The 19,410-nt window shown below is 62.0% G+C and carries 18 protein-coding genes, 3 pseudogenes and 1 other annotated feature; of the genes and pseudogenes, 7 read left to right on the top strand and 14 right to left on the bottom strand.

The features are described 5' to 3' along the window. Positions 1–12: 12 nt before the first annotated feature. The 6 genes from K2O51_RS34650 to K2O51_RS34675 all read right to left on the bottom strand — a co-directional run bounded on the left by K2O51_RS34650 (position 13) and on the right by K2O51_RS34675 (position 6,308). Positions 13–1,188, bottom strand: a complete 1,176-nt coding sequence (locus K2O51_RS34650) for a CaiB/BaiF CoA transferase family protein (protein ID WP_220632094.1) — start codon at positions 1,186–1,188, stop codon at positions 13–15. Position 1,189: 1 nt separating this feature from the next. Continuing rightward, on the bottom strand, positions 1,190–2,428 hold the full coding sequence (locus K2O51_RS34655; protein WP_220632095.1) for a CaiB/BaiF CoA transferase family protein: 1,239 nt from the start codon (positions 2,426–2,428) through the stop codon (positions 1,190–1,192). A gap of 188 nt (positions 2,429–2,616) precedes the next feature. Continuing rightward, a complete protein-coding gene (locus tag K2O51_RS34660; protein WP_220632096.1) occupies positions 2,617–3,783 on the bottom strand; it encodes an acyl-CoA dehydrogenase family protein in 1,167 nt (388 codons plus the stop codon). A 24-nt stretch (positions 3,784–3,807) separates the two neighbouring features. Next, on the bottom strand, positions 3,808–4,269 hold the full coding sequence (locus K2O51_RS34665; protein WP_220632097.1) for a MaoC family dehydratase: 462 nt from the start codon (positions 4,267–4,269) through the stop codon (positions 3,808–3,810). A gap of 29 nt (positions 4,270–4,298) precedes the next feature. Next, entirely contained in the window at positions 4,299–5,186 is an 888-nt protein-coding gene (locus tag K2O51_RS34670) for an HpcH/HpaI aldolase/citrate lyase family protein (RefSeq protein WP_220632098.1), read from the bottom strand. A gap of 510 nt (positions 5,187–5,696) precedes the next feature. After that, a complete protein-coding gene (locus K2O51_RS34675) occupies positions 5,697–6,308 on the bottom strand; it encodes a TetR/AcrR family transcriptional regulator (protein ID WP_220632099.1) in 612 nt (203 codons plus the stop codon). Positions 6,309–6,621: 313 nt separating this feature from the next. On the opposite strand from K2O51_RS34675, the pseudogene K2O51_RS35480 reads away from it, so the two are divergent. The 3 genes and pseudogenes from K2O51_RS35480 to K2O51_RS34685 all read left to right on the top strand — a co-directional run. Beyond that, positions 6,622–7,254: pseudogene (locus K2O51_RS35480) on the top strand (MmgE/PrpD family protein); the annotation flags it as partial. Further along, entirely contained in the window at positions 7,242–7,580 is a 339-nt protein-coding gene (locus K2O51_RS35485) for an aldehyde dehydrogenase family protein (protein ID WP_342394115.1), read from the top strand. The pseudogene K2O51_RS35480 and the gene K2O51_RS35485, both read left to right, overlap by 13 nt. A 52-nt stretch (positions 7,581–7,632) precedes the next feature. Then, positions 7,633–8,703, top strand: coding sequence for a zinc-dependent alcohol dehydrogenase family protein (locus K2O51_RS34685; RefSeq protein WP_220632100.1), 1,071 nt, complete (start codon positions 7,633–7,635; stop codon positions 8,701–8,703). Positions 8,704–8,807: 104 nt separating this feature from the next. Here K2O51_RS34685 and K2O51_RS35490 read toward each other — a convergent pair whose 3' ends face one another. Then, a complete protein-coding gene (locus K2O51_RS35490; protein WP_245002053.1) occupies positions 8,808–8,930 on the bottom strand; it encodes an IS3 family transposase in 123 nt (40 codons plus the stop codon). Positions 8,931–9,041: 111 nt separating this feature from the next. Further along, positions 9,042–9,157, bottom strand: a sequence feature (AL1L pseudoknot). Continuing rightward, positions 9,129–9,944 (bottom strand): annotated as a pseudogene (locus K2O51_RS34695) (IS110 family RNA-guided transposase); the annotation flags it as partial. (Overlaps the previous feature by 29 nt.) A gap of 308 nt (positions 9,945–10,252) precedes the next feature. On the opposite strand from K2O51_RS34695, the gene K2O51_RS35495 reads away from it, so the two are divergent. Continuing rightward, positions 10,253–10,591 carry a hypothetical protein gene (locus K2O51_RS35495; RefSeq protein ID WP_245002061.1) on the top strand — a complete coding sequence of 113 codons (339 nt, stop codon included), beginning with the start codon at positions 10,253–10,255 and terminating at the stop codon, positions 10,589–10,591. Positions 10,592–10,905: 314 nt separating this feature from the next. Here K2O51_RS35495 and K2O51_RS34705 read toward each other — a convergent pair whose 3' ends face one another. The 4 genes from K2O51_RS34705 to K2O51_RS34720 form a co-directional block, all read right to left on the bottom strand. Next, positions 10,906–11,874, bottom strand: a complete 969-nt coding sequence (locus K2O51_RS34705) for a PDR/VanB family oxidoreductase (RefSeq protein ID WP_220632101.1) — start codon at positions 11,872–11,874, stop codon at positions 10,906–10,908. A 62-nt stretch (positions 11,875–11,936) separates the two neighbouring features. Then, positions 11,937–13,181 carry an aromatic ring-hydroxylating oxygenase subunit alpha gene (locus K2O51_RS34710; protein WP_220632102.1) on the bottom strand — a complete coding sequence of 415 codons (1,245 nt, stop codon included), beginning with the start codon at positions 13,179–13,181 and terminating at the stop codon, positions 11,937–11,939. A gap of 54 nt (positions 13,182–13,235) precedes the next feature. Then, a complete protein-coding gene (locus K2O51_RS34715) occupies positions 13,236–13,607 on the bottom strand; it encodes a hypothetical protein (RefSeq protein ID WP_220632103.1) in 372 nt (123 codons plus the stop codon). A 241-nt stretch (positions 13,608–13,848) separates the two neighbouring features. Further along, positions 13,849–13,989: a hypothetical protein gene (locus tag K2O51_RS34720; protein ID WP_220632104.1), complete on the bottom strand. Its 141-nt coding sequence runs from the start codon at positions 13,987–13,989 to the stop codon at positions 13,849–13,851. Between the two features lie 413 nt (positions 13,990–14,402). On the opposite strand from K2O51_RS34720, the gene K2O51_RS34725 reads away from it, so the two are divergent. Beyond that, on the top strand, positions 14,403–15,341 hold the full coding sequence (locus K2O51_RS34725) for an AraC family transcriptional regulator (protein WP_220632105.1): 939 nt from the start codon (positions 14,403–14,405) through the stop codon (positions 15,339–15,341). Positions 15,342–15,495: 154 nt separating this feature from the next. On the opposite strand, the pseudogene K2O51_RS35500 reads toward K2O51_RS34725, so the two are convergent. Further along, positions 15,496–15,758, bottom strand: a pseudogene (locus tag K2O51_RS35500) (hypothetical protein); the annotation flags it as partial. A gap of 52 nt (positions 15,759–15,810) precedes the next feature. Between K2O51_RS35500 and K2O51_RS34730 the strand changes: the two are divergent. Further along, a complete protein-coding gene (locus K2O51_RS34730) occupies positions 15,811–16,668 on the top strand; it encodes an NAD(P)/FAD-dependent oxidoreductase (protein WP_220632106.1) in 858 nt (285 codons plus the stop codon). Here the strand turns inward: K2O51_RS34730 and K2O51_RS34735 are convergent. Continuing rightward, on the bottom strand, positions 16,644–17,225 hold the full coding sequence (locus K2O51_RS34735; protein ID WP_220632107.1) for a ferredoxin reductase: 582 nt from the start codon (positions 17,223–17,225) through the stop codon (positions 16,644–16,646). The two genes, K2O51_RS34730 and K2O51_RS34735, sit on opposite strands and share 25 nt — an antisense overlap. 726 nt (positions 17,226–17,951) lie before the next feature. Between K2O51_RS34735 and K2O51_RS34740 the strand changes: the two genes are divergently transcribed. Beyond that, a complete protein-coding gene (locus K2O51_RS34740; RefSeq protein WP_245002016.1) occupies positions 17,952–19,385 on the top strand; it encodes an aldehyde dehydrogenase in 1,434 nt (477 codons plus the stop codon). Positions 19,386–19,410: the final 25 nt, after the last annotated feature.

Below are 19,410 nucleotides of genomic sequence, written 5' to 3' on the forward strand. Positions count from 1 at the left end.
GATGACGTGTCCTCAAATAAAGGTTTGTCGCGCCAGGTGCGCCTGGATGCTTTCCTGAGGCAACCAGTCCTGCAGCGCGGTAACGGCGTTGTCGGTGTTCAGCGGTGCGGGCGATTCGGGGCGAGTGGCCGGTGTGCGCGAAAAGCGCGGCCCCGGCGCGGGCTGAATGACGCCATCGATCTCGGTCAACGTGCCGCGCGCACGGATATGCGGGTGCTGCAGTGCCTCGTCGAAATCGAGCACGGGCGCTACGCACGCGTCGAGTCCGTCGAACAGCCGCACCCAATCTTCGCGCGTACGTTGCTTGATCTTTGTCGCGAGCACCTGCTTGGCCTCGGGCCACCTGCTGCGGTCCATCTGATCCTGCAGCAGCGGGTGACCCTGCAAATCGAGCTTATCGAGAAACAGCTTGTAGAACTTGCTCTCGATAGGGCCCACGCTGATGTATTTGCCGTCGGCGCATTCGTAGACCTCGTAGATGTGCGCACCCGTATCCAGCAGATTGGTACCGCGTTCCTTGCTGAGCATGCCGGCCGCGTGCAGGCCCATGGTCACCGTCATGATGGAAGCCACCCCGTCCACCATGGCCGCTTCGACTACCTGGCCCTTGTCGGAGGTACGCGCCTCCAGAATGCCAGCGAGGAGGCCAAAGGCCAGATACAGCGATCCTCCCGCATAGTCCCCGAGCACGTTGAGCGGTGGTGTGGGCGCCTGACCCGCGCGGCCCAAGGCGTGGAGCGCCCCGGTGATGGAGATGTAGTTCACATCGTGCCCGACCACCTGCGCAAGCGGCCCGTCCTGTCCCCAGCCCGTGACGCGGCCATAGACCAGGCGCGGGTTGCGCGCCAGGCACGCATCGGGGCCCAGACCCAGGCGCACCATCACGCCGGGTCGAAAGCCTTCGATCAGTGCATCTGCCTGATCGATCAGTTCCAGTACCATGTCTACGGCGGCCGGGTCTTTCAGGTCGACGCGTATGGACTTGCGGTTGCGCAGCTCCAGGTCGAACTGTACGGGGCGCGGTGCGCCCAGGCCCGAAGGCTCCTTGCGGTCCACGCGGATGACGGTGGCGCCGAGATCGGCCAGGAACATGGCCGCCAGCGGGCCGGGACCGATGCCCGCGATCTCCACGACCTTGATACCTGCAAGGGGGCCTGAGCGTGGCGTTGCTGCCGCGGAACTGGTCATCTCATATCACTCCCCGTTCGCGCAACTGCTGGATCTCGGCATCGGAACGCTTGAGCAGGCCACGGTAGATCTCGTCGTTGGAAGCACCCAGCGCCTGCGCAGGCTGGTCGAACTGCGAGGGCGTGCGGGAAAACTGGATGGGCAACCCCATACCCATGGCATGGCTGTCCGACAGATCCGGATGTTCGAGCTTGACCACCGCGCCGCGCTCCTGCAACGCCAGGTCCTGCAGCACTTCCAGCGGCGAACGGACCGCCGCGGCCGGCACCCCACGCCTTTCCTGCAGTTCGTGCACGACCTCCGCGTTGGTACGCGCGCGTGTCCAGTCCTCGATCAGGGCATTGATCTCGGCTGCATGCTTCATGCGCGGGCCGCGCGTGGCAAAGCGCGGATCCGTGGCCAGCTCGGGCTTGCCAATGGCTTCCATGAGGCTCTGGAACCAGTCTGGCTGGAAGGCCACCATGGCCACATGCCCGTCGCGCGTGCCGTAGACGCCGAAAGGCACCAGCCGGTCCTGGAAATTGCCGGAGCGCTTGGGATATCCGTGCTCAAGGAATACGTCGAAATGCTCTTCGGCCACGAGCGAGGCCAGACAGTCGAGCATCGAGACCTGCACGCGCTGGCCTTCGCCGGTCCTGCCGCGGTGAATCAGTGCGGCCAGGATGCCGTTGACTGCGTACAGCGGCGCAATCAGGTCGGCGATCGGCAGGCCCGAGCGTGTTGGCGGGCTGTCAGGAAAGCCCGTTACGTCCATCATGCCCGACAGCGCTTGCACGATGATGTCCATGCCCTTGAGATTGGGGTATGGGCTCGGCTCGCCGAAGGCTTTGATCGAAGCGTAAATGATCCGGGGATTGGCTTTGCGCACGTTCTCGTAGTCCACGCCCAGGCGCGCCGTGGCACCCTCGCTGGCGTTCTCGATCACGACGTCGCACGCCTTGGCCAGTTCCATGAACAGCGCCCGCCCCTCTTCGGACTTCAGGTCGAGCGTAAGGCTCTTCTTGTTGCGCGCGCGGTTCAGGATGGTCAGCGACACCTCATCGTCATGCCTGACGCCAAAGTGAATGCCATTCTTACCCACGTACGGCGGGTTGTTGCGCGCGATATCCCCGCCGCCCGGTGATTCGACGCGGATCACCTCAGCGCCGAGGCCACCGAGCAGCAGAGAACCGTACGGCCCGGCCAGGGCCACGGTCAAATCAAGGACGCGAACACCTTCCAAAGGTCTTGTGACTGACATGCTTGTCTCCTGAAGCCCGTGTACGGCCGATGCCTGCCCCGTGTACGCCAGGCATCGCCCGTAGGCGGGCTTGCTTTGCACTGTGGCCATCACTTCCTGTGCTGATGGCTGCCACTGCTGGTTCTCTCTGTGAGTTATAGGCCTTATCCGTCGCCAACCTTCCCGGGAACCGGAAAGGTTGGCGACGCTTAGTAGGACTTCGGCAAGCCGAGCTTGCGCTCGGCGATATTCGACAGGATGAGCTGCGGCGTGACGGGCGCGATGTACCCGATCCAGGCCTCGCGCATGAACCGCTCCACGTGATACTCCTTGGCGTAGCCAAACCCGCCATGCGTGAGGATCGCGGTCTGGCAGGCATTCATGCACGCCTCGGATGCCAGCAGCTTCGCAGCGTTTGCCTCCGAGCCGCAGGGGAGCCCCTTGTCGTAGAGATCGGCAGCGGCAAGCAGCATGTGGTTGGCTGCCTCGAGCTCCGCCCAATTGCGAGCCAGCGGATGCTGGACACCCTGGTTCTTCCCGATCTGACGACCGAAGACGACGCGGTCTTTGGCATATTCCGTGGCAAGCTTGAGCACGGCGCGGCCGATACCGACCTGCTCGGCGGAGACGAACACACGCTCCGCATTCATGCCGTGGAAGATGTACTTCAGGCCCTTCCCTTCCTCACCGATCAGCGAGCCTTTCGAAACCGGCAGATCGTCGATGAACAACTCGTTGGTGTCGACAGCGGCGCGGCCAAGCTTGTCGATCTCGCGAATCTCCACATACTTGCGGTCGAGCTTGGTGTAGAACAGGCTCAGCCCTTCTCCGTGCTTCTTGACCTCGTCGATCGGCGTGGTGCGCGCGAGGATCAGCATGTGGTCAGCGACCTGCGCGGTCGAGATGAACACCTTCTTGCCCGACAGCAGGTAGTTGCCATCGGGCTGCTGCTTCGCCACAACCTTGAGCTTGGTGGTATCAAGGCCGGTGTCCGGCTCTGTGACGGCAAAGCACGCCTTGGTCTCGCCCCGGGCAAAGGGCGGCAACCAGGCCTTCTTCTGCGCTTCCGTGCCGAAATGCACCACCGGTTGCAAGCCGAAGATGTTCATGTGGATGGTGGAAGCTGCCGCCTGCCCGCCGCACTCGGCCACGGTACGCAGGAAGAGCGCAGCTTCGGTCACGCCGAGGTTCGCACCGCCGAACTCTTCGGGCATGCAGACGCCGAGCCACCCGCCGCTGGCAACGGCCTGGAAGAATTCGTGCGGAAACTCGTGGTTCTTATCCTTGTTCCGCCAGTAATCGAGCGGGAAGTCCGCACAGATCTTTTCTGCCGCATCAACAATGGCGTGCTGATCGGCGCTGAGTTGGTAATCCATCGCTTCACTCCTGCAGGGTAGAGATCAGGCCGTATCGGCAGGGCGCAGCATCATCAGGCCGGTCCGCACGGCCGTGCAGACGATCTCATCGCGCTGGTTCTTGGCAACGTGCTTGAAGGTGACGATGCCGGAGTCCGTCCGGCTCTTGGAGATGCGAGTCTCGAGGATTTCAGTCTCGACGCGGATGGTGTCGCCGTGGAAGGTGGGCTTCGGAAAGGCAATTTCGCCAAAGCCGAGGTTGCCCAGCGTGGTGCCCAGCGTGGTTTCGTACACGGTGATGCCGGCTACCAGCGCCAGCAGGAACATGCTGTTGACCAGGCGCTGGCCGTAGAACGTGTTCTTGCTGTACTCAGCATCGATGTGCAGCGGTGCGCAGTTGTACGTCATGGCCGAGAACAGGACGTTGTCGGTCTCGGTGACGGTGCGGCGGATGGCGTGCTCGATCACCATCCCGGGCTTGAATTCTTCGAAGTAAAGTCCTGCCATTTTGTCTATCTCCTTGGGAAGGGTCGTAATCAGTGGTTGAACGAGTTTGCAAGTTCGATGATTTCGCGCGCCGTCTTCACGTGCGCGATGTCGATGTGCTCCCCGTCATAGATGCACGAGGCACGGCCCTCGGCCTGGGCCTTGTCCAGGGCGTCGATCATCCCCTGATAGAAGGCCACTTCCTCCTCGGTGGGACTGTAGGTCTTGTTGACAATCTCGACGTTGGAGGGGTGCAGCACCAGTTCGCCACTCATGCCCAGTTGACGGTCGTTGGCGGACGAGACTTTGAGTCCTTCGAGGTCATGCACCTGTTGCCAGACTCCGCCGATGGGCAGCTTGCCCGCCGCGCGTGCGGCCATGACGATGCGCGACTTCAGGTACAGGGTCTCGCGCCCGTCGAGTGACCAGACGGTCTTGAGGGCCCGGGCCACATCGGCGTTCTTGGCGGTGGCGCCGACGATGGCGGGCACGCGCTCGTGCTCGGCAATCTCGTAGGCGTATTGCAGGGAACGCGCGGTCTCCAATAGCGGGATCACCCGGGTGTGGCCCACCTCAACGCCGGCTCGATATTCGGCCTCGGCCAGCATGGACGAGACGGTATGAATGTCCTCGGGGCCGCAGGGCTTCGAAATCACGATTCCCTCGACTACTGGGCTGACGATCGCCAGGATATCCTCGAAGTCGTACAGATGTGCACTACGGTTGATGCGCACCCAGATGCGTTGTTTCTGAGCGGCCAGCCAGTCCAGCTTGGACTTGACGATCTCACGCGCCTCGACCTTCTGGGCGGGCGGCACGCTGTCCTCCAGGTCAAGGATCAGCGCATCGGCCCTGGAGTTAATGGACTTCTCGATCCAGGTCGGCTTGTTGCCTGGAACGAAGAGGAAGGAGCGTATGGGTTTCATCTGTGTCGTCATGACCACCTCGGGCTATTGGTTTAATCTAACCATCGTTAGTTACCTAACAACTGGTAGTTAGTTTGGGCACGGAGGAAAACTAATGCCACTAGGGTTTTCACCAAGGGGTTGATCGTCAGCGGCGCCAGCCCGAAGCACCGGCTATCAAAAAGGCGGGCGCATTCTGGATAAACCGACTAAGGGGGTCAATTGGGAAAGTGAATTGGCGTCGACTTCCCACGATGCTCGAATCTGGGCACCATTCGCCTTCAGTGTGGATGCCACGCAACCCGGAACCGGATTCCGCTGGATCGAAGGGAGAGTGGATTCCGCGCTGGGAATGCGATGGTGCCGACGCCTGGGAGAGGGATTGGCCCCGCCGCCAGGCTCAGGCACTGACTGACCCGCGCCCTGTTTCAAGCAGGGCTTGCCACCATTCTGGAGACCGCGGCTTCAGCGATTGCGAGATCACGCAGTGCTCACCTGCACAGGGAAGCGTAGACCGGCTGTGCCGGGGCAATCAGCAGCGTGCTATACGCGCACGCCAACGCCATCGAAAAACATATCGCAAAGCTTCTCGGCAACCGTTTCCAGCGAGCCCCGGCGTGGATTAAACCAAGACTGTATGGAGTTGATGCTGCCGAGGATAGAAATCCGGGCGAGGTGAATATCGACATCGACGCGCAGCTTGCCCTCAGAACGCAAGTCCTCCAACAAGTCGTTCCAAAGCTTCTGATGTCGCTCCCGCCGCTTGATCTGCCGCTCCCGCACGTTCTCCGGAAGTTGCCCCAGCAGTCTGCTGTGAGCAAGCGCAAAGTCGCCGTGCTTGACCAGACCGGACATCTGCCCAAGCACTGCAGCGCGAAAGCGCTGTTCGGCGGAAGCTCCTTCGCCCAGCGCGTCAACCTGATCTTGCAGCGCATGGACGATGCGCGCCCCCCCCTGCTCCATCACCTCATCCACCAACTCTTCTTTCGATGAAAAGTGATAGTAGATGCTGGCGGCTTCAATCCCGGCCTGCTCGGCAATATTGCGCATCGTGGTGGCGGAATAGCCGTATTCGCTGAAAGCCCGCGCGGCAAGCCTGAGAAGATTTTCGCGAGTTTCGCTCGCTCCGGCAGAGGTCGTATTCCGTTTGGCCATCGATGCGATCACATAAATGTAACTGGCACATTCTAGCAGGCTGATTCAGCAAGCAGATGACCGGCTTCGCGCTTCAGCCGCGTGCCGCAAAAGGCTGCGTTTTCAGTTTCCGGAACAAACGCGGCATCTGCATTGCGGGCTGGAGACATCCGACTTTCTAATCGTGCACAGCCAGTGCATGCCCCTTTCTCATCAGCCCACCCAGCCGGACTGCTGGCGGCCGTCCCCGAGATAGTCAATCAACCTCATAGACCCTGCCATGACAAGATTTCAACGTCAGAACTCCGAAGACCCGATGGCCACGCTATGCCGCATGGCGCTGCAAACGCGGTACGAGGACGTGCCGCCGGATGTCATCCGGCTTGTCAGGCATACCTTGCTGGACGCCGTGGCCGTCACGATCGGAGGCTCGGCAATGGACGGGATACCGGCGATCGTCGAGCTGGTGAAGGACAAGGGCGGCAAGCCGGAAACCATGCTGCCGTTCTATGGCGGCAAGGTGCCCGCGTCAAAAGCGGCACTGGCCATCGGGCCGATGCCACGGGCCATGGATTGCGGCGACCTCCATGAAGAGGCTGGGCACGTCAGCGAGTACATCGTCGCGAGCCTTCTGGCGGCGACGGGCCTGCGGCAGAACGTGACGGGAAAGGAACTTCTTGCGGCCTTGGCGATCGGCCAGGAAATCCTGGTTCGGCTGGGGTCCGCCTACAAGGTCATCAGCCGGGCGGTTAAGGCCAATGACTGCGGCGGCCACTACATCTTTGGTGCGGTCGCGGCGGTCGGGAAATTGCTGCGGCTGACGCAGGAGCAGCTCGAGAACACACAGGGCATCGCGCGCACCATGACCCAGCCGCACACGATGGCCATCTACGCCCCCGCGACGCTGATGGTCCGTGTGCATCATGGGCTGGTGTGCCAGGCCGCGATCACAGCGTGCCAGCTGGCCGCGCGCGGCATCACCGGACCGCGCGAGGAGGTGCTGCTGGGCGCCAACGGCTACCTGAACAGCGGCCGCTGGGAGACCGAGCCCGACGCATCGCCAACGACACCAGCTATGGCCTGGCCGAGGGTGTCTGGACGCAGAACCTGTCCGCCGCACACCGCTTCGCGCAGGGCATCCAGGCCGGGACCATCTGGGTCAACTGCTATGGCGTGCTGGATCCCCAGGTCGGCTTCGGCGGCTACAAGCTGAGTGTCTACGGCTGGAAGGGCGCTGCCGAGCAGGTCGACAGCTATCTCTACCAGAAGGCCGTGCACATGAACCTTGGCTGAGCCCTCGAACCAGCGTCCTGTCTGACGCAATACTGTCTATACGGAGAAATCTATGCGTGGTGTTGTATTCAAAGGTGATCGCAAGCTCGAGATCATGAACTTCCCCGACCCCATCCCGGGCTTCGGGGAGGTAGTCATCGAAATGAAGGCATCGGGCATGTGCGGCAGCGATTTGCACTTCTACCGGCACAGCCCCGCCGAAGTCATCCGGTCCCTGGGGTTCAAGGACCTGGCGTCGCGCGGCATCGACGAGAACGCGCCGATCATCGGCGGCCATGAGCCATGTGGTGTAGTCGCTGCGCTGGGGCCGGGAGTGAACTCGAACGCGTTCAAGGCCGGCGATCGCGTCATGGTGTTCCACTATGAAGGCTGCAGCTTCTGCGACTCGTGCCGCACGGGCTGGACCCAACTGTGCGATCAGGGTGCCACGGTGCACGGCGTGATCGCCCACGGTGGCCACGCCGACTTCATGAAGGTACCGGTTTCATCCCTGGTCCACCTGCCGGAAGAGGTGTCTTTCGCGGGCGGTGCGGCAATCTCCTGCGGCACGGGCACCGCTTACGGTGCGCTGCTACGGCTCGACATCAGTGCGCGCGACACCCTGGCGGTGTTCGGACTGGGCCCCGTCGGCCTGTCTGCCGCACAGCTCGCGGCTGCGATGGGGATCGAGGTGATCGGGGTGGACATCTCGGCGGATCGCGTCAAGCAGGCCGGGCAGTTCGGCGTCGCCCATGCCATCGATGGCAGCAAGGTGGATGCCGTGGAGGAAATCCTGCGCCTGACCGGTGGTAAGGGCGTCAGCTGCGCAATGGACTGCGCGGGCGGCGAAGTGCCCCGGCAGCAGGCGGTGCGCTGCACCCGGCCCTGGGGGAAGATCGCCCTGGTGGCAGTTGGCGGCAATCTCAATGTCGACGCGATGAAGGACCTGATCGGAATGCAGCGGACGGTGATCGGCTCGTACACTTTCTCGGAGGTCGGCATGAAGGACTGTGCCCACTTTATCGCCCGCCGTGGCGTTGAAGTGGACAAGCTGTTCACCGACCACTGGCGGCTCGATCAAGCCGTCGAGGCGTATCGTCGCTTCGACGGCCAGGCCGGCGGAAAGGGCGTGTTCCTCTTCTAAACACGGCGACAGCCATCCGGCCAATCCTGCGCGCCATCACATTGCACGCAGGTTGGCCGGTTTCCGCATTCACACGGCGGTGTAGCCACCGTCCACCGGCAGGGTCACGCCGGTGACGAAGGACGCGGCTTCGGACAGCAGCTCAACCGCCCGACCGTGCAGCGTGCAACCAAGATGCCTTCCCGGTTCATCTGCTTCCAAACCTTCGGCACGCCATAGACCTGCATATTGGCCCGCCAGATATGCTTAATTTCCGGTTGCAGAATCTCATCGCGTTTGGCACGGGTGCAGCGTTTGGACGGATCGCGAAGCTGCGCAGCATGGCGTCGGTAGCCCGACGGGGCAATCCGCAAAACCTTGCGATCGGCTCGACCCCGAAGGTGTCGCGATGCTGATCGACGAAGGCCTTCAGGACCTGAATCGGCGGTGGAGCTCCGCCTGGGCGAAAAACGCTCTCGCCAGCTTGAGGATCTCGTTGGTACGGCGCAGTTCCTTGACCTCACGCTCCGTGGCCTTGATGCGTTGCCACCCGAGCCACTCTGCCTCGGCACCAGTCCCGCCCACGCGGAAAATTCGCGCCCAGATCGAAACGCCTTTGCGTCGCCCATCATTGCGACTGCCGCAGTCGCGGTCAGCAATCCCACGCCGTGAATCTCACTGATCGCTTTCACAGCACGGTCATCTTTCTTCCATTCACGCATCCGGCGTTCGATCGCCGCGATCTGTTCATCAAGCTTCGTCAGTCCGGCCCACTGCTCACGCAATGTGTCGATGAGCACTGCAGGCAAACGCTCCGCAACCCGAGCAAGAATTTCGGGTATCGCCTTGTCAAGCGAAGCTCGTCCTCTGGCCGACACTTCGCCGTACTCGGCTAACAATCCGCGCAAGCTGTTGATCTGCATTGTCCGGAACTTCACCAGTTGCTCCCGTGCTCGATGCAGCGCCAGCATTGCTTGCTGCATTTCGGTTCTTACCGCGACTGCCTTGCCGGGCTGTTGCAAAGCAAGCCAGATCGCTCGGGCATCCGCAGCGTCGTTTTTGTTGCGAATGTTGAACGCCTTCACGAACTCCCCTGGCATCAGCTTGACCTGATGCCCCATCTCCCCCAGCTTGCACGCCCAGTGATGCGCTCCGCCACACGCTTCCATTCCGATAAGGCAAGGGGACCGGTTCGCCAAATGCTCGAGAAACGCAGCGCGTCTGATTGGCTTGTTCACAACCTCGCCCGTGTCCTGGTCTATCTAATGCACCTGGAAAGCGGTCTTTGCAATGTCGATTCCAACTGGTGTCCGATTCATCGCTAGCCTCCGCTTCGCCGTGAAGATTCATGTGATCTTGCGCCGTGAGCGCGCTCACGTCGAAGGCCTGTGCCTCACGAGGCGGGAGGGAGGCGTCCATACCATTTCTCTCAAGAATCCGAGCCTCCACAAAATTCGGTGCGGTTCAGCCAGATGGACACCGACCGGCTCGACACGATCTTGTGTCATTGCGAACTGCCGAGCGCTTCGTCGCAAAATTGCCAGTACGCTGAATGCTCAAAGTTCACCGCATGTCGAAAGCTACCGTAGTCACCACAGAGGCCGTGTTGATCGGCGACCTTCCGACCCGCCAGAATTCATATCGAGCTTTTCGCGCGCAAATCATCGCGTCCGACAAAGTTCATCTTTCAGTAGAAAAGGCTTGGGAAAAAACCTCTCATGAAATTGATCCATGGGGGCTCCCCGGTCTGCTGGAAAAGTTTCGGAAGGAAGCGCTCGGCGCCGTGCTGCTCGCGGTTTATGGTGTGTGGCAAGCCGAAGGGAAGGTGCGGCACCCCATCTCAAGTAAGCTCGGCGACCGGACCGAATTGGTTGGTGCCCTCCCGACAACGTCGCGGGAATTTTGTTAAGAAGTATGCAAGGTGTTTAAACACTTGATAATTGAGAGGACGATGGCATCGTCGTCGTGGCACCGCTCGCGCGCGGCTCGTCGATTCTCTCCGCGCTTACGCCGGACAAGCCTTTTCCGGCACGGCGGGCCGGCGCGGAATAGACTCCGCCGCAAGCCCAGTGGAGCGTCGAGACGCGCCGCCGCTCGATTCCCGGCAACCGGCTTCGAATCCACATTCTTCAGATGGAACTCCGCCGATTCCCGGACAAGAACAACCTCTCCGGAACTAGGTACGCCGCCGTGTCAGCCGGCGACGCCTTCGTTGCCCGTCTCCTACAGATCCAGCACCAGCCGCCGCGATTTCGCGCGCGAACAGCACGGCAGGAACTGGTCGTTCGCCTCGCGCTGCTCGCTTGTCAGATAGACGTCGCAATGCTCCGGTTCGCCGGCCAGCACGCGCGTCGCGCACGTACCGCACACCCCGAGCCCGCATGACGTCTCGATCTCAATGCCGGCCCGCGCCAATGCCTGGACGACGGACTCGCACGCCCCGACGACGACGACCTCCCCTGAACTGGCGATCTCGACTTCGAACGATTCGTCGACCGCCGTCGCGCGCGGTGCCGCAGTAAAGAATTCGTGGTGAAGACGGTTCTCTGGCCAGCCCGCTACGCGTGCGGCTTGCAGGACCGCATCCATGAACCCCTGCGGTCCGCACACGTACAGGTGCGGACCGCCCCCCTGACGCGCGAGAAGGGCCGCAAGATCGAACGGCGGATCATCATGATCGTCGTCGAAATGAAGCCGCACCTGCGCGGCGTACCGCGACTGGCGGATACGCTCCAGGAAGGCCGTGCAGGCGCGTGAGCGGGCGCAGTAGTGCATCTCGAACTGCGCACCGCTTGCCGACAGCGACTCCGCCATGCACAGGAGCGGTGTCACGCCGATGCCGCCGGCCAGCAACAAATGCCGCTCGGCGTCCCGTGCCAACGCAAAATGGTTGCGTGGCGCGCTGATCCACAGCATATCGCCGATCACGACGCGCTCATGCATCCCGGCCGAACCGCCGCGCGAGTTCGGATCGCGCAGCACCGCGATCTGGTAGCGGTGGCTTTCGGCCGGCGAATTGCATAGCGAGTATTGCCGCGTCGGCCCTCCGGGTATCATCACGTCGATATGCGACCCCGCCGAAAATGGCGGCAAGGCACCGCCATCGCTGCGCACCAGGTCGAAGCCGCAGATACCGGCCGCCTCTTCGCGCTTCGCCGCCACGCGGACCTGGAATCCGTCCGTCACGCTCATCACGTCTCCTTCTCGTTCTTGTCCGAATACGCAGCCGGTGCCACCGGCTTCGGTGCGACACGTCACGCCAGCGCATCCTTCGCCGTCTCGGCGGCCGACCACTTGGCCACCTGCTCCAGCCCGTGGCGGCACAGGATCTCGCTTTCGTTGAAGTGGACGAAGGGCTTCGCGCCGGACTCCATTCCTGCCTGCATGCTTTCGATGTTGCCGAAATCCTCGAGCATCGTATCGGTGATGTGCGAGGTGAAATGCTCGAGTTGCAGGCGCTCGCGCACCCGGGTCGCCTTGCGGTTGTAGAAGCGCGCTTCCCACATGGTTTTCGTCGACGAAATTGGCCAGAACTCGTGGGTCCAGAACTGGTTCGCCGAGATCTGCATGTGCCAGTTCGGGAAGAACCAGTTGACGTCGCTCGACCAGTGCTCGTTCTTGGTGGGATTCACTCCCCGATGTTCGGTAATGGTGTTGACCTGGCCTTCCTGGCGAGTACCGGTGATGGAGTGGCCGGCCGAGAATAGCCACTGGGCAAATTTCGATTTGGCAAACGGTGCCGCAGTAGGATTCAGCCATAACGACAGGGATCGGTGCGCGCCATATAGGTTCGCGCTCAGCGGCCGGCTGAACGGATTCGCCTGCCCGGTGTAGAGCGGCCCCAACGTCTTCGGATGAATCGACGCGATGTGATAGGCCTCGCTGAAGTTCTCGGCAACGACTTTCCAGTTCGCATTGAACTCGCCACGCAGCACGATCGGGTGATCGGGGTTCGGATATTCGATCCCGGCCATGGCGTCGGCCATCGGCCCGAGAAACTCTTGCAGGCTCACTTCCGGCGCCTGCGCCATGTTGATGAAGATCCAGCCGTCCCAAACCTCTACCGTAACCTGAGTCAGTCCGCACTTCTTCTTGTCCAGACCGAGGAAGCCCGCCTCGTCCGGTACATGCGCGAGGTCGCCGGCATTGTTGTACCCCCAGCTGTGATAGCGGCAGACGAAACGCTTCGCATTGCCGCAGGCGCGGTGCTCGACGATATTCGCGCGATGGGCACAGACGTTGTGAAAGGCCCGGACCCGGCCATCTTCCGAGCGCGCCACGATGAGGGACGTCTTGAAAATGGCGAGTTCCTTCACGAAAAAGTCGCCGGCTTTCGGGATGCGCTCGATCCGGCCTACCATCAGCCAGGAGCGACGGAACACGCGCTCGCGCTCCGTTTCGAACTGCGCGGGATCGGTATAAAGGGACGTGGGCATCGGGTCGGTGTTCATGCCAACGGATCGGGTCAACGACGGCTGGAGTTCTTTCGGATGGTTCATGCCTGCTCCTTCGGATCGAAAATCGGTATGGAGGTCGAAGTGCTGTGAAGGCTGTTAGCCGTGCGGCTGAAAGCCGGTATGGATACGCAACCCATGCTGCTGCGGCGCATTGCGGATATCCGACGACTGATGCATCTCGACCGCGATCGATGCGTGGCACATGGACAGCATCAGCCTGAACAGGTTTTGCGCCGGCGCTGGCATGTCGTCGATCGGGAACTGATCGAGAAAAGCGACTGCTGCGTCCGCACGCTCCAACATCGCGTCGTAGAACGCGATGATTTCCGGATAGGGCGTGGCGGCACGTTGAACCCATCGTTCGTGCGATGTCGACACGTTCCATTGATCGAGGAATGATTCGAGATCCTGAAATCCGTCCGGCAGGCCGGCGGCATTCATATTGACTGGCGTAACTTCATCTTTCATGGTGTGCTCCTCCTAGGGTTGTATGCTGCTGGAACGCGTCAAAGCGGTCATCCGATTTCGCGGACGCGCGCGCCCGTTCCCGTCGGCACAGGTCAACGGGGGCTGTCCGGGCGCGGAGGCCAGAGCGAGCGCGTCGCGCTTCTCTACCTTCCGCTGTCAGCCTTCGATGTTTTCGTTGAATACCGGACTGTCTGAAAGTTCGTGAAATCCAGGTACTTCGTCAGCCATTCGCCGGATCGCTTCACGTATCCAAAGGAATACGCCCGGCAAAGCAATCGGACACGCTGTCGTCGGTTTGGATGTCGATGAAGCGGGTCCAGATTTCCTCGGTGTCGACGCGCTTGCGCAGCCTTTCTGCAAGGCCGGTGGCATGCATTGCCAAGATGTGTCTCCTGCTGGGAATAGGCACGTCGGTGCACGCCTTTTCATTGTGTTCCGAATAATCGCTCCCCCCAGCTCGATCCACAGTCAATATGTTTCATCGAACCGTTCCGTACTTCGAACGACCCGCAATTCTCCGCCTCGCTGGTGAATGAAACCGCTCGTGCTACCTTCGTCATAGAATGATGTTATTTTCCCCGTCAGGATCGGACCAAGCGGCAGCGTTCGCATTTCTTCTTCGAGCGTACGGATCTCCAGCATCGAATGCATCGGCACGTACAGGCATATGCCACATGCATTGCCCGCCTCGCGGCAGACAATGAAGGATCTTGGATTTCTACCTATTGATACTCGCCTGCCCAAGGTCTAGCATCCGCGCATTTTCATCGATCATGCGCTCGCGCGTTGGCCTCCATGGACCCGCTGTCTGACGTACTTTCCTTGCTAAAGCCGCGTACCCGGTTTCTTGCGGGACTCGATACCGCCGGCGCGTGGTCCTTCGCATTTCCTCCGGAGACCGGCATCAAGATCGTCGCCGTGCTGCGCGGGAACTGCTGGGGGATGATCGAGGGCCTGGAGCAGCCCGTACGCTTCGAGGAAGGCGACTGCTTCCTGTTGAATGCCAACCGCCGCATCGTGGCAACATCGGATCCATCGCTCGTACCCGACGACTCTGAGGACATCATGAAAACCATCGAGCACAATGGCATCGCCGTTCACAATGGCGGCGGCGAGGTGCTAATGGTGGGCGGGCTGTTCGCCTTCTCGACCAGTCACGCCGCCACCCTGTTCGACGCGCTGCCGCCCCTCTTCTCCGCGCCGCGCGACACGAGCGAGGCGGAGATCCTGAGGTGGGCAATCGGCCAGTTGGGCCGGGAAGTGCACGAACAGTTGCCAGGCGGCGCATTGTTGTCCACCGATCTCGTTCACATGATGCTGGTGCCGATCCTGCGGCTGCAACTGACCAAATCAACCGGCAATCTGTCGCCTGGCTGGTTCCCCGCCCTTTCCGACCGGCAGATCGGTGCGGCGCTCAGCGCCCTGCATGATCAGCCGGCCCGTCCGTGGACTCTCGAAGAACTGGCCCGGATCTCCGGCGTGTCGCGCACGATCTTTGCGCAGCGCTTCAAACGCCTGGTGGGAACGACGGCGATGTGCTACCTGTCGCGCTGGCGCATGCTGAAGGCCGCAGAACGGCTTCGTGACAGCACCGACAGCATCGCGTCGATTGCGTTCTCGCTCGGTTACGAATCCGAAAGTGCGTTCAGCGGTGCATTCAAACGGATCATGCTCTGCACGCCAACGCAGTGCCGTCGCGAACCGGAGCGTCTCGCCGCGAACACACCTGCGTGACGGCGGACGGACGACGCGGGACATCGCGGATTCGCCGCCCAGCACCCAGCTTCGACGTCATTTTTTTGCGTTGCGACGCTTGTCCTTTTCTCCGGCCCGATCGGCACAGGCCGATCAACGCAGAGACGGGCGCGAAGATCGCGAACGGCGCCATCGCTACAACCCACTCGACCATCTTGATGAGGCCCGAGAGAAGCGACTCGGTGCGCACCGCCTTCATCAAGAGACCGTGATCAAATTGATCGAACGCCGCCTTGATATCAAACTCAACCATGAGTCCGGATGAAAAATCGGGTCGAGTATCGGTTCGATGATGAGCTTGGCTACGGTCTGCGCAATCCGATCTGATACGGTTGGAATACCGAGTTTTCTGAAGCCACCTTTTGCCTTCGGAATTTCCACTTGCTTGACCGGCGGGGTCGCGCAACCGTGCGTTGCCGGTGCCGGGCAGCGAGCTGCGCGGCGTCCAATGCGCACGATCGACGATGCCGACGCGTTGAAGGCCGCGATGACGTCGGCCCGCTCGGTGGCCGTGATCGGCGCCGGCTTCATCGGCCTGGAACTGGCTGCCTGGGCATCGCAGCATCGCTTGCCGGTAACGGTGATCGAGGCTGCGGAACGACCCATGGCGCGCGCGCTGTCAGCCGAAGCAACCGGCATGCTGCGTACGTTTCACGAACGCGCTGGCGTGCGCTTTCTCTGCAACACGTCGGTCACCGCTATGATTGGCCGGCAAGGTGCCGTCGACGGCTTGACGACTGCCGACGGAGAACAGATCGCGGCCGACCTCGTCGTGGTAGGTATCGGCGCCGTTCCGAATATTGAACTCGCTGTCGCGGCGGGACTGAAGGTGGCGGACGGCGTTCTGGTCGATGCGCGGCTGGTGACCAGCGACCCAGCGATTTCGGCCATCGGCGACTGTGCGCGCTTCCCGTGCAAATATGCAGCGTCGGGCGATGCTCGGATCGAGTCGGTGCAGAATGTGGCGGACCAGGGGCGCACGGTCGCGAGCCGGATGCTCGGCCGCCCCACCGCTCCGTACACTTCCGTGCCGTGGTTCTGGAGCATTCAGGGCGAGCACAAACTGCAGATTGCCGGCTTGACGCAGCCGCACGACACCGCGATCGTGAAACGGGCTGCCGATGGCCGCGGTGCATCGGTGCTGTGCTTTCGGGACGATCGCTTCATCGGCGCGGAGACTATCAATCAGCAACGCGATCATATGGCGTCGCGCAAGCTTCTCAACGTCGAGCACAGCCTGACGCCGGAAGAAGCAAGCACGCTCGGTTTTTCGTTGGCCGATTACGCGAAACGCATGTCGATGTAGCGGGCTGGCGAAACGCGCAACACGGTACGACGACATCTGCCACCCGGGACTGAGTCGCCGGGTGGAGCTGCACCCGGCCGGCATAGGGCGCGCGCGCTGCGGTCGAGAAATGCTGTGCGCGTGCGTGAACGCGTACAGTAATGCATGTCGAACGACGCATCGATGCGCGCCAGTCGTTCCGACATGCAGAGAATCGGCGTCACACCGATGCTGCCCGCCAGAAACAAGCTGTGCGTCGCGTCATCCACCAGCGCGAAATGATTCCTCGGCATGCTGATCGTCAGCGCGTCGCCTACGTTCACCCGGTCGTGCATGCCGGCCGACCCGCCGCGCGACTTCGAATCACGCAGAACAGCAATCCGATACCGATGATTTTCGTCGGGTGCATTGCAGAGCGAATATTGGCGCGTCGGGCCGCCGGGCACGATCACGTCGATATGCGAATCCGCCGAGATCGGCGGCAGCGGCAAGCCATCCGCGCGGACCAGTTCGAAACTGCGGATATCGGCGGCTTCGTCATGTTTCGACGCGTCCCGGACGGTCAGTCCGTCGATCATGTTCTCACCTCTTTTCGTCGAACATCAAAAGCGCGTGCGTTCGCAGTCGTCAACCCGGTGAAAACCGCACGACGGACATCGCACGATTTCAAGCCCTGATCCTTCGATTACAGAAGCGGGGCTGTCCAGTGTCAATTCGACGCCCTTCGAGTTTCCGTACTTCGGGGTGGTCCCCTTGCTTGCGACGGACGTCGCGTACCAACGCATGTGCAGTCATATGTGCACTCGATCGATGCCATCGATCGCATCATCCCGACACGACGTGATCCCGTACGATAGAGCAGGAAATACGAACGCTGCAGTATGGCCTGTTCAGCCTCCGGTGCTTAAGATGGGGACGTGACACGTTGCGCTGCTGAAGCCGTCGCAAATACCGACACGCGCTCGACACGCTTCCCGGCAAATCCCCGTACGAACCGGACACTTCGGATCACGCGATCCCGTCCTGCTTCAGGCGATGGCGCGCGGAACGACAGATCGCTACGAGACAGCGAACGCGCAACGGCTCGCTGCCCACAGAAGCCACGTCTGAGCTGCAGGCCGCCGCTCGAGCTGTTTACGCATTGACCTGACACGCACATGATCGCAAGGCGGCCCGCGTCCAGAACACGATTTCACGAACCACGCACGACCTGACCGGAGTACTGAATGTCGAACGAATCACGCACAATGACGGATGAAGCACCCTTGCGCCGCTACGAGCACCTGTACATCGACGGTGCATGGGTGAAGCCGATCGACGGCGAGCTCGTCGAAAGCATCGATCCTGCCACCGGCCAGCCCTGGGCGATCGCGCCGATGGGCGGTCCGCAGGACATCGATCGTGCAGTTGCCGCCGCACGCAACGCGTTCAACGGCACGTGGCGTCGCACGCCAGGACACGAGCGGGCCGCCCTTCTGCGCCGCCTCGCGGAGCGCTTTAGCGCGGCGATCCCCGAGCTGGCGGTCATCGAGTCGCGCGATAACGGCAATCTCGTGCGCGAGCACCGCGCGAGCCTGGCCGCTCAGGTGCAGTGGTATCAGTGGTTCGCGTCGCTGGCGGACAAGGCGCAAGGCACGACCATCCCGATCGACGACAGCGTTCACGCGTTCACGACGCGCGTCCCGATCGGCGTGGTGGGTGCGATCATTCCGTGGAACGCGCCGCTGCTCGCAACCTGCCTGAAGATCGGCGCCGCGCTCGCGGCCGGTTGCACCGTCGTCGTCAAGCCGGCCGAGCAAACTCCGGTGTCAGCGCTGGAACTCGCGCGCCTCGTCCACGAAACGGGTTTTCCGCCGGGCGTGTTCAACGTGGTGCCCGGCTACGGGCGCACTGCCGGCGCGCATTTGGTCCAGCATCCAGACGTCAACAAGATCTCGTTTACGGGCGCCAGCCAGACCGCCAAGCAGATGGTTCGCGATGGCGCTGACAATCTGAAGCGCTTCACGTTCGAACTCGGCGGCAAGGCACCGCATATCCTCTTCGCGGACGCCGACATCGACAACGCGATCAATGCGGCCACCGCATCCGCGTGGCGGCTGACCGGACAGAGCTGCGCGCTCGGCTCGCGCGTGCTCGTCGAGCGGCCGATCTACGATCGCGTCGTCGATGCATTCCGCACGCGCGCGAAATCGGTGCGCGTCGGCATGCCGTCGAATGATTCGAATCACATGGGCCCGCAGTCGCACGAGACGCAGTTGAACAAGACGCTATCCTATATCGAGATCGGCAAGCAGGACGGTGCGGAACTCGTCGCCGGCGGTCATCGTATCGCGACGCCCGAGCTCGCGGCCGGGTATTTCGTCGAGCCGACGGTGTTCGCCGGTGTGACGAACCGGATGCGCGTCGCACGCGACGAGATCTTCGGCCCGGTGGCGTCGCTGATTCCGTTCGACGGCGAAGACGAGGCCATCGCGATCGCGAACGACACGCCATACGGCTTGACCGCGGGCCTGTGGACGCGCGATGTCGGCCGCGCGCATCGCGTGTCCAGCCGTATCGATGCGGGCATGGTGTGGGTCAATACCTACTCGTTCCTGCGCTGGTCAACGCCGTATGGCGGCTTCAAGGTCAGCGGCTGGGGGCGCGAAAACGGAATCGACGCGCTCGATCCGTATCTGGAAACCCGGACAACGGTGATCAGCACGACGGGGAAATTCCCGAACCTTTACGAGGATTGAGCCATTGGCGCGCAGGAGACCAGCG

Origin of the sequence: Cupriavidus pinatubonensis, from assembly GCF_019602855.1 — a bacterium.
GTDB lineage: Bacteria > Pseudomonadota > Gammaproteobacteria > Burkholderiales > Burkholderiaceae > Cupriavidus > Cupriavidus pinatubonensis.

Excerpts from the sequence above, each read along its gene's own strand:
- K2O51_RS34705 (WP_220632101.1), bottom strand. The coding sequence starts at position 11,874 with ATGAGCGTGACGGACGGATTCCAGGTCCGCGTGGCGGCGAAGCGCGAA.
- K2O51_RS35495 (WP_245002061.1), top strand. The coding sequence starts at position 10,253 with ATGTCGAAAGCTACCGTAGTCACCACAGAGGCCGTGTTGATCGGCGAC.
- K2O51_RS34685 (WP_220632100.1), top strand. The coding sequence starts at position 7,633 with ATGCGTGGTGTTGTATTCAAAGGTGATCGCAAGCTCGAGATCATGAAC.
- K2O51_RS34715 (WP_220632103.1), bottom strand. The coding sequence starts at position 13,607 with ATGAAAGATGAAGTTACGCCAGTCAATATGAATGCCGCCGGCCTGCCG.
- K2O51_RS34675 (WP_220632099.1), bottom strand. The coding sequence starts at position 6,308 with ATGGCCAAACGGAATACGACCTCTGCCGGAGCGAGCGAAACTCGCGAA.
- K2O51_RS34665 (WP_220632097.1), bottom strand. The coding sequence starts at position 4,269 with ATGGCAGGACTTTACTTCGAAGAATTCAAGCCCGGGATGGTGATCGAG.
- K2O51_RS34710 (WP_220632102.1), bottom strand. The coding sequence starts at position 13,181 with ATGAACCATCCGAAAGAACTCCAGCCGTCGTTGACCCGATCCGTTGGC.
- K2O51_RS34660 (WP_220632096.1), bottom strand. The coding sequence starts at position 3,783 with ATGGATTACCAACTCAGCGCCGATCAGCACGCCATTGTTGATGCGGCA.
- K2O51_RS35490 (WP_245002053.1), bottom strand. The coding sequence starts at position 8,930 with ATGCAGGTCTATGGCGTGCCGAAGGTTTGGAAGCAGATGAACCGGGAA.
- K2O51_RS34655 (WP_220632095.1), bottom strand. The coding sequence starts at position 2,428 with ATGTCAGTCACAAGACCTTTGGAAGGTGTTCGCGTCCTTGATTTGACC.
- K2O51_RS34730 (WP_220632106.1), top strand. The coding sequence starts at position 15,811 with ATGCGCACGATCGACGATGCCGACGCGTTGAAGGCCGCGATGACGTCG.
- K2O51_RS34650 (WP_220632094.1), bottom strand. The coding sequence starts at position 1,188 with ATGACCAGTTCCGCGGCAGCAACGCCACGCTCAGGCCCCCTTGCAGGT.
- K2O51_RS34725 (WP_220632105.1), top strand. The coding sequence starts at position 14,403 with ATGGACCCGCTGTCTGACGTACTTTCCTTGCTAAAGCCGCGTACCCGG.
- K2O51_RS34735 (WP_220632107.1), bottom strand. The coding sequence starts at position 17,225 with ATGATCGACGGACTGACCGTCCGGGACGCGTCGAAACATGACGAAGCC.
- K2O51_RS34670 (WP_220632098.1), bottom strand. The coding sequence starts at position 5,186 with ATGACGACACAGATGAAACCCATACGCTCCTTCCTCTTCGTTCCAGGC.